General features: G+C 39.3%; 19 protein-coding genes. 15 read left to right on the forward strand and 4 right to left on the reverse strand.

The features are described 5' to 3' along the window. Positions 1 to 380: 380 nt before the first annotated feature. From M891_RS24610 to M891_RS0109225, 3 genes are all read left to right on the forward strand, one after another. Positions 381 to 797, forward strand: coding sequence for a hypothetical protein (locus M891_RS24610; protein WP_051416890.1), 417 nt, complete (start codon positions 381 to 383; stop codon positions 795 to 797). Between the two features lie 198 nt (positions 798 to 995). After that, complete coding sequence (locus tag M891_RS0109220) at positions 996 to 1,493, forward strand: hypothetical protein (RefSeq protein WP_028538617.1); 498 nt, start codon at positions 996 to 998, stop codon at positions 1,491 to 1,493. Positions 1,494 to 1,703: 210 nt separating this feature from the next. Continuing rightward, positions 1,704 to 2,303 carry a hypothetical protein gene (locus tag M891_RS0109225; RefSeq protein ID WP_028538618.1) on the forward strand — a complete coding sequence of 200 codons (600 nt, stop codon included), beginning with the start codon at positions 1,704 to 1,706 and terminating at the stop codon, positions 2,301 to 2,303. Between the two features lie 246 nt (positions 2,304 to 2,549). Here the strand turns inward: M891_RS0109225 and M891_RS0109230 are convergent, their stop codons facing one another. Then, positions 2,550 to 2,822, reverse strand: a complete 273-nt coding sequence (locus M891_RS0109230; protein ID WP_028538619.1) for a hypothetical protein — start codon at positions 2,820 to 2,822, stop codon at positions 2,550 to 2,552. A gap of 155 nt (positions 2,823 to 2,977) precedes the next feature. On the opposite strand from M891_RS0109230, the gene M891_RS23625 reads away from it, so the two are divergent. Then, positions 2,978 to 3,190: a helix-turn-helix domain-containing protein gene (locus M891_RS23625; RefSeq protein WP_036699887.1), complete on the forward strand. Its 213-nt coding sequence runs from the start codon at positions 2,978 to 2,980 to the stop codon at positions 3,188 to 3,190. A gap of 225 nt (positions 3,191 to 3,415) precedes the next feature. Here the strand turns inward: M891_RS23625 and M891_RS0109235 are convergent, their stop codons facing one another. Both M891_RS0109235 and M891_RS0109240 read right to left on the reverse strand, forming a co-directional pair. Continuing rightward, on the reverse strand, positions 3,416 to 3,694 hold the full coding sequence (locus M891_RS0109235) for a type II toxin-antitoxin system RelE family toxin (protein ID WP_016310981.1): 279 nt from the start codon (positions 3,692 to 3,694) through the stop codon (positions 3,416 to 3,418). Further along, the gene (locus tag M891_RS0109240) at positions 3,678 to 3,914 is read right to left on the reverse strand and encodes a hypothetical protein (protein ID WP_016310982.1); all 237 of its coding nucleotides are present in this window, start codon (positions 3,912 to 3,914) and stop codon (positions 3,678 to 3,680) included. The genes M891_RS0109235 and M891_RS0109240 overlap by 17 nt, the downstream gene beginning before the upstream one ends. Positions 3,915 to 4,231: 317 nt before the next feature. Here M891_RS0109240 and M891_RS0109245 point away from each other — a divergent pair, with 317 nt between their 5' ends. The 6 genes from M891_RS0109245 (at position 4,232) to M891_RS0109270 (ending at position 7,928) form a co-directional block, all read left to right on the forward strand. Next, positions 4,232 to 4,933 (forward strand): class I SAM-dependent methyltransferase, encoded by a 702-nt coding sequence (locus M891_RS0109245; RefSeq protein WP_028538620.1) that lies wholly within the window; start codon positions 4,232 to 4,234, stop codon positions 4,931 to 4,933. Between the two features lie 245 nt (positions 4,934 to 5,178). Continuing rightward, the gene (locus M891_RS0109250) at positions 5,179 to 5,493 is read left to right on the forward strand and encodes a hypothetical protein (protein ID WP_028538621.1); all 315 of its coding nucleotides are present in this window, start codon (positions 5,179 to 5,181) and stop codon (positions 5,491 to 5,493) included. A 206-nt stretch (positions 5,494 to 5,699) separates the two neighbouring features. Then, positions 5,700 to 6,182 (forward strand): DUF1643 domain-containing protein, encoded by a 483-nt coding sequence (locus tag M891_RS0109255; protein ID WP_036699890.1) that lies wholly within the window; start codon positions 5,700 to 5,702, stop codon positions 6,180 to 6,182. Positions 6,183 to 6,360: 178 nt separating this feature from the next. Beyond that, positions 6,361 to 6,852: a hypothetical protein gene (locus M891_RS0109260; protein WP_028538623.1), complete on the forward strand. Its 492-nt coding sequence runs from the start codon at positions 6,361 to 6,363 to the stop codon at positions 6,850 to 6,852. 108 nt (positions 6,853 to 6,960) lie between these two features. Next, a complete protein-coding gene (locus M891_RS0109265; RefSeq protein ID WP_028538624.1) occupies positions 6,961 to 7,449 on the forward strand; it encodes a GNAT family N-acetyltransferase in 489 nt (162 codons plus the stop codon). A gap of 23 nt (positions 7,450 to 7,472) precedes the next feature. After that, positions 7,473 to 7,928, forward strand: a complete 456-nt coding sequence (locus M891_RS0109270) for an NUDIX hydrolase (RefSeq protein ID WP_016310986.1) — start codon at positions 7,473 to 7,475, stop codon at positions 7,926 to 7,928. A gap of 107 nt (positions 7,929 to 8,035) precedes the next feature. Here the strand turns inward: M891_RS0109270 and M891_RS0109275 are convergent, their stop codons facing one another. Continuing rightward, complete coding sequence (locus M891_RS0109275) at positions 8,036 to 9,241, reverse strand: MFS transporter (protein WP_028538625.1); 1,206 nt, start codon at positions 9,239 to 9,241, stop codon at positions 8,036 to 8,038. A 308-nt stretch (positions 9,242 to 9,549) separates the two neighbouring features. Between M891_RS0109275 and M891_RS0109280 the strand changes: the two genes are divergently transcribed. From M891_RS0109280 to M891_RS0109305, 5 genes are all read left to right on the forward strand, one after another. After that, entirely contained in the window at positions 9,550 to 10,437 is an 888-nt protein-coding gene (locus M891_RS0109280; RefSeq protein ID WP_028538626.1) for a LysR family transcriptional regulator, read from the forward strand. A 615-nt stretch (positions 10,438 to 11,052) separates the two neighbouring features. Then, positions 11,053 to 11,601 (forward strand): GrpB family protein, encoded by a 549-nt coding sequence (locus M891_RS0109290; protein WP_028538628.1) that lies wholly within the window; start codon positions 11,053 to 11,055, stop codon positions 11,599 to 11,601. A gap of 32 nt (positions 11,602 to 11,633) precedes the next feature. After that, complete coding sequence (locus M891_RS0109295; RefSeq protein ID WP_016310989.1) at positions 11,634 to 12,005, forward strand: hypothetical protein; 372 nt, start codon at positions 11,634 to 11,636, stop codon at positions 12,003 to 12,005. Between the two features lie 214 nt (positions 12,006 to 12,219). Then, on the forward strand, positions 12,220 to 12,681 hold the full coding sequence (locus tag M891_RS0109300; protein WP_028538629.1) for a GNAT family N-acetyltransferase: 462 nt from the start codon (positions 12,220 to 12,222) through the stop codon (positions 12,679 to 12,681). Between the two features lie 17 nt (positions 12,682 to 12,698). Beyond that, positions 12,699 to 13,082 (forward strand): VOC family protein, encoded by a 384-nt coding sequence (locus tag M891_RS0109305; protein ID WP_028538630.1) that lies wholly within the window; start codon positions 12,699 to 12,701, stop codon positions 13,080 to 13,082. Positions 13,083 to 13,152 lie beyond the last annotated feature (70 nt).

Consider the following 13,152-nt stretch of genomic DNA (forward strand, 5'->3'; position numbering starts at 1 on the left):
AAAGAAGTAAGCAGTAGCTAGGACTTGGTTCAGTAAGAGTCGTGAGTTAATAACGATGAAACATCATGAAGAGGATACATAGAAGTATATAAAAGAAATAAAGGNAGTAAAAAGAAATTGCAGTGAAGAACGACGGCAGATAACACAATGTTCCCGCAACGCGGCTGTAGCCGCAAGGTCCGCCCGAAGATATATGAAGTGGAATCATTACGGTGCTAATTCAGTAGCAAGGAAGGGAATTCAGGCGGACACGTCTGCAAGGCTAAGTGGCGGAGCCACCCGGCAACCTGATTCGCTGCGCTCGACGGGTCAGCGGCTTAAGCCTTTCGACGTCGGGAACACGATACGTTAGCAGAAATTGCCCAAAGAGAGGTTAAACCATGAAGATACATTTAACATTTTTAATCCTGTTAGTTTGTATTTCTCTAACTGGATGTAATGATGGCAAACCAATAACAGAATTAAAACCAATTACACTTGCTGAGTTGTACCCCGGAGATGTTAAAAGCATAGATCAAATTGAATTAGTTGACGGTTCTTCAGGAGAAAGCAAAACTGTATCAAATAATGAAGAGATAAAAACAATAATAAAAAACATTAAAGATATAAAGTTAATACCGGATACAAACCAAGAAGGACGAACAGGATGGTTATTTCGGTTAAAGTTTTATGAAAAGAGTAACGTCAAATTAGATTTTACCCCACACCATATGAATGGAATATATTGTGAAAACAATAGTGAATTAACACTGATACTAAAGCAATTATATAAAGAAAAGTTTGGTAGAGAGTTCTAAGAGGTAAGCAACTTCTGCTAACACTGTCTTCACGCTGCGGGGCTTACGCCCCTTGGTTGTCAGATGTATAATCAAGGAAGAAGCTCAGACAACACACGACCCGGCCTAAGATAGGAGCTATCTAAGGCCGGGTCGCGTCGTGAATACGGGAACGTTATACGAAAGACTTTTGAATAAATATAAGTATGGGAGAAGTCGATGAAGTTTACTAAATTAATCGAAGATTTAGAAATTATTATTGAATATAAAATCAAAGATGCTATAGGGAGAACAATTAGTGAATTAAATAGAAGGAATATGCTAACAGCAGCATTTGCAAGTGATGATATTATTACTTCTGGATTCATAGAACTAAACAATCAGATTATTAGTAATATTGAGGAATTTAGTAAGTTAAAACTGCTTAAAAAGGGAGAAATCATAGTACTAAAGAAGCAAATAAATATAATAATTGAAAATCAAAGTATATTGTTATTTGGTGAAGCGACGAAACTTACAAGCCATGAACCCAATTACTTGAAATTAGAACATTTTAAAAAAGAATCAAAGAGGATTATGAATCTGCAGATTGAACGTTTACTAAGAGAGAAAAAGCAAAAAACAATTAGTTTTTGGTGGGATCTTTCGAAGATAGCACTTACAGCTATCGTTGCTGGATTTATTGGAGGATATATAAAAGACATTTTTTTTAAGTAAATTCAATGATGAAAAGTCCTTCGTATAACATTGTATCTACGCTTCGTCGCTTTCGCTCCTTGGTCTGCCCGAGGGATTTCGGAGAAGCGGATTCAGGCAGACAACCCTGCAAGGTTAAGTGGCGGAGCCACCCAGTCGCTACGCTCCTTTAAGCCTTTCGGGTTCGTAGATACAGAAACGTTATATGACATATGACAGAGAGGGATGAATATGAATCAATACATACTTGACACTAAATATGCTGCCGAATCACTAATAAAACTTATTCGATTTGAGGAGAATCAACTAAATAACCTTTTAATATTGTATGAAGAGCGAAAAAAACATCATGATGTTCTCTATGAAGATTTCAGAAGAAAAGAATTCGATCCGGACGATCATTTTAATGAATTTCAAATGATGCATGCTTTTAATAAACAAGCAGAATATCAACAGAGGATTCTAATTCCTATTTTAGATGAAATAAATAATATTAAAGATTCGATTGAAAACAAAAAACATTCAATTAGTGCTCTTTCAGGAGCGCTACTACAAATTGCCAAGCAAGGGATTAGTTTTGTACATAATGGAATAAAAAATTGTCCTGATGGTAGGCAAATCAGAAAAGATGTTTTAAAAAACGTCATATGGCAAGGAAGAAATCAGGCTATGCATTTTGAAGAAGGAAACTATAATGATTTTTTAATTACTTGTTTTAATAATATAGGTTATCCAACTGTACCACTAAGGAATTTAGCAAAAGAAGTAATTGATATATTAGGTTGGACAGACTATCAAAAATATGAAGATGATATGAAGTCTTTACTATGATGCGGGGATGCGTGTTTGCTACCCGAAGAAGAGTCATACGTCATATAACACCGTATTCACGCAGCGAAGCCTGACGGCTTCTTGGTCCGCCAGAGGAATTTTCGAGGGAGCTGTTCAGGCGGACAACCCTGCGAACCTAACCGCATCGCGGCCGCCCCGTTGGGGCTTAAGGTTCTCGGGTTCGTGAATACGAGGGACGTTATACGACAGGGTCTGAAGTGCAAAAGAAAAAGGCCCGGAGGGCCCTTAATTCATTTGAATATGTAGTTCATTAAAAAGATATAGTGCATCTTTAAATCCTTGCAAATATATTTTACTTTCCAAAATAGTTTGCAATGAAGTTAGAGCGTCTTCATAAAGAAATAGGGTATGTTGAAGGTTATCGGGAAGCGACTCTCGAATGATTTTTAGATACTGCTCACATTCCGAAGAAAATTGTTCAAGTTCTGAGTTTGAGTATAACGGTTCTAAACGATGGCGAATTAAAGGCTCAGCTAAAACTTCTAAAGATTCAATCAATGACTTCCCTCCTTTTATTAACTCTATAAGGTTATTATATATCCCTATGGGGTTAATTGTAAAGAAAAAAATAAGCTCTATAAGGTGAAATGATGACTTCTAATTGATAAAAATAACTTTGAGATATAATATATTGATCATGGGAGGGAGTCTGCTTGATAAGGTGCAATATTAGAGTTCTTATGGCTGAACACCGAATTGATGATATAACAGAATTAATGAACAGATCTGGACTGAGTAGAAATTCGATTAACAAACTGTATAAAGAAATAAATATTGAAACGACCAAATTAGAAACATTATTAAAGCTATGTGATACATTTGAGTGCAAATTATCAGATTTGATTGAATACACGCCTGATAAATAATAACAGTAAACGATGTGGGGATACTCATAGAAGGACCCCGTCGTATAACAATGCATCTACGCTGCGGGTCATTCGCCCCTTGGTTGTCAGATGTGTAAGCAAGGAAGAATATTCAGACAACACACGACCCGGCCTAAGATAATAGCTATCTAAGGCCGGGTCGTGTCGTAGATGCGGAACCGTTATCTGAAACCGGTGCGAGGCAAAATAAATGACACTTGTACTTTAAGTGCCATCAAGATTTTTATATATGTCACCGCGAGATCCTATCTTTACAACAATTATTATAAGTTCATTATCAATTACTGAATAAATCACACGAAAGGATCCAACACGAAGCCGAAAATGATTTTCCATACCTTGCATTCTTTTTATGTCGAGCTCTGGATGTCTTGGATTTTCAGAAAGAATTTTTAAGTGATCCAGAATGCGATTTCGAGTTGTGATATCCTGCTTTTGAAGATACTTAAAGGCATCCTTTAGGAACTTAATTTCGTAATTCATGTTCAACATCCTTAAGGCTAATTAATTCACCTCTTAAGTAAGCTTCATGAGCATCCTTTATGGCATCTAATTCATCTTGAGTTGTTGGTTCATCATCGAGAGGGATTTCTCTATTCACGGGAATATTGGCGAGGCGCTCCATCAATTCGGAAACCAACTCAAGATCTTTATCGGATAGTCGATCAAGCAACTCATAAAATCGTTCTTTATTTACAGCCATTTTGCCAACTCTTTTCAAGATCTAATTATAACCATTATAACATTAGATACACCTAAGGGAATGGAGTTAGTAACTCGAAGAAGGCACCGGCATCAGATAACACAGTATTCACGCATCGGGCATACGCTCTCGGTCCGGCAGGAGTTAGAAGTGAAGTCGAAGAGGGGATTTCAGTTTCGGGGAAGCGGGATCAGCCGGACATATCCGCAACGACTAACTGCGCAAGCGCAGCCGGCACCTGGCGGTGCCTTAAGTCGGTGGGACGTCGTGAATACGGGAACGTTAGATGAAACTTGCAGAAAGCTTGAGGTGAGGGTTTGGACAGGATAGCGAATATAAGATCAGAAGAAAAGAAATATCATGACTTCTGTTACGATAATTATAATTTATTTGAGCCAGGTTCCTGGCTACACAGACCAGTTAAAACGGTAATCGATCTTTTAGAAGATTACAAAGATCAAGAATACTTATGTGTACTAGATTTAGGATCGGGGATTGGTCGGAATAGCATCCCCATTGCTGAATCCATGAAGAATAGACGTGGAAAAGTAATCTGCGTTGATCTATTGGAATCCGCAATAGATAAATTGCATTTTTATAGTCAGAAATTTGGGGTCGAACAATATATTGAGACAAGATTATCAGACATTGAGCAATTCTCCATCGAACAAGAGGAGTATGACATTATTGTAGCTGTATCTGCCTTGGAACATGTAAGTTCGGAGAGAGCATTGGAAAGAAAACTTAATGAAATGACTTTTGGAACTAAAACAAATGGAACCAATTGTATTATTATCGGATCGAACATAAAAGAAATAAACCTAGAAAATGGACAAGAACTAGACCCAATGTTTGAAGTGAATATATCTACAGAAAGAATGATGGAATTATTAGATCATCAGTATGCTAGATGGGAAGTTAAAAACCGATTTGTAAAACAATTAGAATATGAGATCGACAGAAATGGACAACCGGTAAAACTGACAACTGATTGTATAACCTTTGTTGCCAAGAAATGAATGTAGGTAGTTCAGAGAGGTCCGCAAGCATCATCTAACAATGTGTTCACGCATCGGCGGACAAGCCGTCTCGGTCCCGGAAGATAATTCGGAGAAGTGATTACCATGACCACATCTGCACCACCTAATCGCATCGCGGCCGTTCCCTTCGGTCACTTAAGGTGGTGGGGCGTCGTGAATGCAAGAACGTTATCTGAAAGCCCCGAAGTGCGATAGAATATCTCAATTCAAGGTCGGTGAATCTCATGAAAAACATTAAATTTAGGTACTCATTAATTTTTATTATTTTAGGTATTTGTATTATCACAATATCTAAAATCGTTGAAGAAGTAATACCAAAGATAGGATTTGCAGCGTACCAGTCCGCTGCCGATGGTTCATATTCCCCCGAGAATTATCATGTTAATTTATCACTTAATTATTGGATAGGAGCATTATGTATCCTTGGTGGATTTATTTACTTGATTAAGAGCTCAAATATTATAAAAAATCAACTAGAAGAAATTAAATTGAGAAATAAGCAATTTGAAGAGAAGTTTAATAATAATCAACAAGAATAAACCAAAGTTTCAAGTAACACCATTTTCTTGCTGCAGGCTGGCGTCCTTGGTCCGGGCCGAAGTTAAGAAGCCAAGAAGCGAATCAGCTGGACAATTACTGCGATCCAAATTCTTTAACCCGTTGGCTGGCGCTCACTTAAGGCTTTCGAATCCGTTCATACAAAAACGGTATACGAAAGAACAATGTTAATTTGGGAGTGAATACAATGAAGCTAAATGCGATCTTTGATAATACAGGCAATTATCGATATCTATTATCACGCGTTTGGGATACATCTCTTCCTTCTTTATTGTATGTAATGCTAAATCCAAGCACAGCTGACGAGACCACAGAAGATCAGACTTCTAGACAATGCATTCACTTTGCTAAAGAATTCAAATTTGGGTCCTTTGAAGTAGTGAATCTATATAGTCTGATCTCAACCAACCCCAAAGTATTGAAAACGACTCAATTAGATCCAATTGGACCTGAAACCGATCGATACATACTAGATGCCGCCCAAAAAGCCGATCAGATTATCTTAGCTTGGGGATGTAATCATTTCTTTGGTGGACGTAATGAAAAGGTAATTGAGATGTTAAAAAGTCATGGTTATGACCTTTATTGCTTAAAGAAATCTAAATACGGTCACCCAAGACATCCTTCTAGGTTAAAACATGATATTAAACAACCAATACTTTATTTATAGTCAACTCAAGAAGAGTGTCCTTTCGTATAACATGATATTCAAGCATCGGGCCTAACGGCCCTCGGTCTTGCAGACGAGATTTCGGAGAAAACGGAGCTGCGGACAACTCCCTATTGGATTTCGTGAATACGAGAGACGTTATGTGAAATCGACACAACACATTAAATAAGGAGGGAGTATGAAGAGAAAATATCTTTTGAGTATTGTAATTCTTGTAATCATAGTAATAGTTTTTAGTATCCAAATTTATAACAGGAATATTCAAGCATATACAGTAATGTCTGAGGTTGGTTTTAGAAATATAACATATAATATCATTCAGTTAGAGGGCGCTATAGCGTTCCAGATGGACAACAATTGGGATGAACCTAGCAATGTGATTGAAAAGGTAGAAGATGTGGTAGAGGGGATATTTCTTACCCAAAAAGTAGGAAATGATTTGAGAAGATTATCAACTAAGGATGAAGAGATATTAGTAAGGTTGAAACATTATTTTGAAATGTTACCAGAATATTCAGGGTTTCCGAATCATGAGATTAGTGAATATGAAATTAGGTCATTTGAAGAACTGAGAAGAAATCTAAGAGATATTGGGTGGGGTTACAATATAAGCTACAGTAACTCATGGAATGAACTCATAGAAAAAGCGAATCATCTGATGAGTAAATAACTCGGGTAAAGAGTGTCTATCGACGGGTTGTGCTGCGCCTTACTTAAGCCTTTCGAGTATATGATACCACCTGGAAAACGTTAATTCTCATGGAGGTGTACCTATATCATGATTAGAATGTGTAACCGTATGGATGTGGAAGAAATCTATCTGATAATAAACGATGCAGCAAGGGCTTATAAAGGAGTAATACCAGATGACAGGTATCATGAACCTTATATGTCAATGGAAGAACTGAATCATGAAATCAGCGATGGAGTTGAGTTTTGGGGTTATGAAGAAAACAATAAATTATTGGGAGTTATGGGGATTCAAGATAAGAAAGAAGTATCCTTAATCAGGCATGCGTATGTACGAACAAACCAACGGAACAGCGGAATAGGTACCAAGCTACTGTCTCATTTGACTACTTTGACTAATCAACCGATCTTGATAGGAACGTGGGAAGCGGCTGATTGGGCCATAAGATTTTATTTGAAGAATGGCTTTACTCTTGTCTTACCTGATGAGAAGAAAAAATTATTAAAAACGTATTGGAATATTCCTGAAAGACAAATTGAGACATCTGTAGTTTTATGTGATAGAAAGGACCGATAAAGACAAGACTAGGAGGATCTTAAGTGGGATATATCATGGAGCTCCGAAAGTTGGTTGGCACAAGACCAATCATTCTGGTTGGCGTGACAGTTCTAGTTAAGAACGCTGAAGGACATGTATTACTTCAGAAGAGAACAGATAGTTATGACTGGGGAACTATCGGTGGCTCGCTGGAACTCGGAGAATCCTTCGAAGAAGCGGCAAGACGTGAGCTTTTTGAAGAAGCAGGATTGAGAGCTGAAGAATTACTTTTTATAACCAATCTATCTGGAAAAGATTTCTACTATAAATACCCTCATGGGGATGAAGTTTATAATGCCATAGCTGTATTTGAGGCGATTAAGGTGCAAGGAATACCAACTATAAATGATGATGAAGGACTCGAATTAAAATATTTCTCACTTGAAGAACCGGTAGAAAACCTAAATCCCAATAGTTATATGATTCTAAAAAAATTAGGATATATAAGGAATTGGTAGAGACTAAATCTGAAAATTCCAATCTCGAATGTTATCAGCAAAAAACTCGGCGACCTCTCCCCGCCACAGAATATCGGGAAGCGATCGCCGCTGAGCTTCGAACTTTTTTATTGTCTACTACTTGCCGGGGTTGCGACCAGCACTTCTCGGTCTGACTCCTTTTTGGATCCGATGAAAAGCTGCACGATAATCATCGCTACGGTGACAGCGGCAAGTCCGACGAAGGCGAAAACAAAGCTGCTTGTCATATCTTGAATCCATCCAACCAAAATCGGTCCAAGCGCCCCAATTACATATCCCACCGATTGTGTCATGGCGGACCAAGAGCTTGCATCTTGTGCGTTCGAGGTTTCTTCAATCGGTAACATCAACGCGATAGGGAAGAGACCGCCGTTGCCGATGCCGAGCAGGATCGCAGCAAGCCATGGTGAACTAGAAAAGATGATAAGTAGTATCCCGGCTAAATTAGACAAAGCGCAGGCAATCATCCATAGCAGTCGGTTGGAAAAACGATGCATCAACATCGGAATCAAAAATGTTGCCGGAATTTGAACCAATGTAGAAAGTGTAAGCATGTTACCAGCATAAACCTTACTGTACCCCATATTTGAGACGGCTGGTGCAAGCCATGCGGTAACGGAGTAGAACGCGATTGCCATCATTCCGAAAAATAGGGTCAAAAGCCATGCTCTACTATTTCTCCAAGGCAGCCGCCCCGTGTTATTCTGAGAAGAGGTTTGAACAACATTCCGTTCTGCATGTCTTACGACAAATAACCACCAGGCTGGCAAAGCAATAGCGGCAAGGATTGCCCAAAACCCTAATGCGGATCGCCAAGAGCCATTAAAAGCATTTTGGAAGGGAACGGATAGTCCTGCGCTTAGGGCTGCTCCAATCACCATTGCTACGGAATAGACGCCGATCATGGAGCCGACCTGGTTGGGAAAATAACGTTTAACGAATCCAGACAAAAGCGGACCAGCAGATGCAATACCAATACCAGCGATGAGTGCTGTAATTAGCAGGAATGTATAAGAAGGCGTAAACCAACGGATCAAGGTAGCTCCTCCCACGAGCACTAGAGCTATCGATAAGATCCGTTCGATGCCATGTCGAAGCCCTATCTTGACAGCTATTGGGGAGAAGAGTCCCATACATAGAACCGGTATCGAGGTGAGCAGACTGGCAGAGGATGCGCTCATTCCGAGATCGTCCCGAATGGTCTCTAACAGCGGCGAAACTGAGGAAATCACTGGCCTCAGGTTTAAAGATGCCAAAAATAAGGCTACTCCTAAAAGTGTTGAACGTTTCATTTCTCTCTCTCCTTACTTTCTTCCTAAATCCGTGATATCGTCCCATTACCCAGATATACTCTATGCTTACTTGGGATTATTCGAGTCGGCCGATTTGTTGCGCTTACGTGGGAGGGATACATATTACCTTTCACAAAAAAATTGTAGTGATATTGGATTTGGGGGTTCCTATATATCACGGATTTAGGTTTTTGTATATGATGTTTTTCATATTTGCTAAGTTTAAAATATAAAATTTGATTGATCAATATAATGATTTCTATTAAAATAATAAGAAAAACAAATGATTATTTAGAGATGGGGCAACTATGGATCTTAGACAACTAGAATACTTTGTCGCTGTATGCGAGGAACTGCATTTTACCAAAGCGGCGGAGAAATTAGGCATGTCGCAACCGACACTCAGTCAGCAGATACGTTCATTGGAAAATGAAGTGGGGACGCCGTTGTTTGATCGGATTGGCAAACGGATTGTACTAACGGAAGCAGGTAGACTGCTGCTAGATTACAGTATCCAGATGTTCAGGATCCGTAAAAATGCAGTGGACGCGATTGATGAACTCTGCAATCATCAGCGTGGAGCTCTGGTCATAGGAGCGATCCCTTCTGATCTCGATTACAGAATTACACAATTATTAATCGATTTTCACAAGGAATTTCCTCATGTACGACTTACCGTCTTGACATCCGTCGAAGTCTTGAAGCAAGTGTTAGAGATGGAGGTAGACATTGGTATTGGGATCCTGCCTCTCCCAGATGAGCGAATTGTGAGTATTCCTTTATCCAATGAGGAGTATGTGCTGGTCGTCCCGGGGAACCACGAATTGGCGAATCGAAGCTCAATCGATATAGAGGAACTTCGCCATATTAGTACTGTGATGTATCCCAAAGGCACGCTTGGACGCGAGCTAGTCGATGATTGTTGTAGAAAGTTTGGCTTCAGTTTAGATCCTATTATTGAAACGACAACCCCTTTTTCGCTGATTCATTTAGTTAAAGCTCATATTGGCGCGACAATTCAACCTTTACCACTTATTTTATCTATGAATGATCCCGAGTTACGTACCATCAAGATCAAGAGGGGCCCAACTCGCACCATCGGTATTATTTATCGCGCTGACAGGTTTCTTAGCCATGCGGCGCAAACATTTATCAAGAAATTACAGGAAAATTTACAAGGGATAAATCCGATATGAAGGACCGTGTGGAGGGATACTCCGCACGGCTTTTTGCTTTAGTGGGGAAGATAACACAATTCTTTTAACCCTAGAGCAGATTTATGATTGATAATTTTACGTCTAAATGTATAATCATGGAAGGAGCTCAAACAACAATGACCCAGCCTAAGATATGAGCGATCTTTGGCTGGGTTGTTTTGTGAAAACTAGAAGAAGGGACTGTATGGATGGAAGCACATAGTATATTTTCAAAATCATCGATTTTCAAATTTAGAATTTCAAGAACCCTTCTAATGATCATCAAATTCGTCGCAATCCTAGGATGTTTTCAGTGGGGTGGCATACATCTACATTTTCTTTTTTATATGGGGGCTGTTCTATTTGGCTTTCTTATTGGAATGTTCAGTAAACCAGTAACGAGACATTTTGATCTAATTATAACCATACCTGCCAGCGTATATTTTGGCGTGGTCATTTTTAGAAGCATTGAAGAAGATCTAAATACCAAAATGATCTTTTTGACCCTCATCATATTCATCATTATCGTTTCTGAAACCATCGAAAATCTATTATTTCGTAAGTTACGAAGAGGTAACACAAACTAGAAGGTTGAGGTCTTGAAGGAGACGAACCATGGAAGAAGATCAATGGAGAATAGCAGCGTATGATCCGGAATGGAGAGACATGTTCCTTGAGATGGGCACGCAATTAAGGAAGTTTCTTGGGGAAATTGCGGTTCGGATCGATCATGTGGGGTCCACTTCCATCATTGGGATGGATGCGAAGCCTATCGTGGATATTCAAGTTTCTGTTGTTGATTTTGACTCCGATGATCTGTATCGGCACAAGATCGAATCCTTAGGGTTTGTTTGGCGAAAAGATAATCCGGATAAGACGAAGAAGTACTTTCGTGAGGTGCCAGGTAAACGACGGACCCATATTCATGTCAGACGTCATGGGAGTTTCTCAGAACAAATGACCCTGCTATTTAGAGATTATTTGCGGGTTCATCCCGGGGACTGTAAAAAGTATTCCAAAGAGAAACATCAACTCATGCGTTTATATAAAGATGATCGGCCTAAATATGTTGAAGGCAAAGGACCAATCGTTTGGGAAATTCTCCACCGAGCCCATTTGTGGTCTCAAGAAGTAGGATGGATACCAGGAAAATCGGATGTGTAAAGTTATTTGTACCGTATAGGAGGCTAGATGAATTGAAGAAATTTGTAGCATTCATTTCTATAATACTGATCCTATGTAGTTGTTCTAACTCCACAATTATTTTTAAAGGCGAGAGTCAAAACTGGTCCTCCACTTATACGGTCAAACATGTAAACAGCGAGTTTCATCAAACGATCTTGAAAATAAAATACAAAGGAAAAAATCTAAAAGACATTAGTGGAATTAAATATTCGTATAAGGGTATTGGGGTAGGCGGTAGTGGAGAATTACCGGATTTGTCAGTTGATGGTGTAATAAGTGCACTATCAGGAGGAAATGGTGCAATTCCACCAAAAGATTCAGTAATTAAGGTCATGATCGAATGGAACAATCGAAAAGAGGAATTAGAACTTATTTCCAAGTAACCTCGACTTAATTGGGATTAGAGAATATCAAACGTATTATTATTGTCACGAATTAGACACAAATACCAGGCCTGATAATTGGTGTCTAACGGAGAAGGGTCGAACAAGGGTTAGGCAACAAGAAGTTGAAAGACTAATATTAAACGGCAGTACAACGTTTCAGATCTGATATATTTAAAAGAAAGACATAACCTATAGGGAGATACATATGGATGTGAAGATACGCCTACTTGAAAATCACGAAGAAGTTCCCCTTGATCTATTACTGTTAGCTGATCCATCGCAAGAGATGATTGCGGAGTATTTGCAAAGAGGTCAGTGTTATGTGGGCTTGGACGAGAGAGAGCAGATTATTGCTGTCATTGTATTACTACCAACACGACCCGGAACATTGGAAATTGTAAACATCGCAGTGCGTGAAGCGTTTCAGGGAAGAGGGATCGGGAAGAAACTGATTCAGTTTGCAATGGACCAAGCAAGAGAGAAAAACGCCAAAACGATTGAAATCGGGACAGGAAACTCAAGTGTAGGACAGCTGCTGCTTTATCAAAAATGCGGATTCCGAATTACGGGGATTGATCGGGACTTTTTTATCAGACACTATCCTGAAAAAATTTATGAGAACGGAATTCAATGCAGGGATATGATCCGATTAAGTCTTGATTTATTTGAATAAGAAAGAAGGAGTTTATCATGATCCATCATGTTGAAATCAATGTATCCGACCTCCAAACAAGCAGAGCATTCTGGGATTGGATCTTTCAAGAGCTTGGATATTCGGTCTATCAAGATTGGGATCAGGGAGTGAGTTGGAGAAGTGGAACTACCTATCTGGTCTTTGTACAAACGGAACCAAACTACTTAGACATCCCCTATCATCGAAAAAGAGCGGGACTCAACCATCTCGCATTCCAAGCGAACTCCAAGGAACAGGTCGACAGGATGACGAAGCATCTGGAAGAACGTGGGGTACCTATTCTCTATAAAGACAGACATCCCTATGCCGGCGGACCGGGGCATTATGCGGTATTTTTTGAGGACCCCGATCGAATCAAGGTCGAAATCGTTGCTCCTTGATTTCAGCGAAGGTTTGCTCGTTTAGGTGAAAGTGCAGGTGAAAGATATGACGGAAAATCGCATACAAGAA

Source organism: Paenibacillus sp. J14 (assembly GCF_000518465.1).
In the GTDB taxonomy this organism is placed as follows: Bacteria; Bacillota; Bacilli; order Paenibacillales; family Paenibacillaceae; genus Fontibacillus; species Fontibacillus barengoltzii.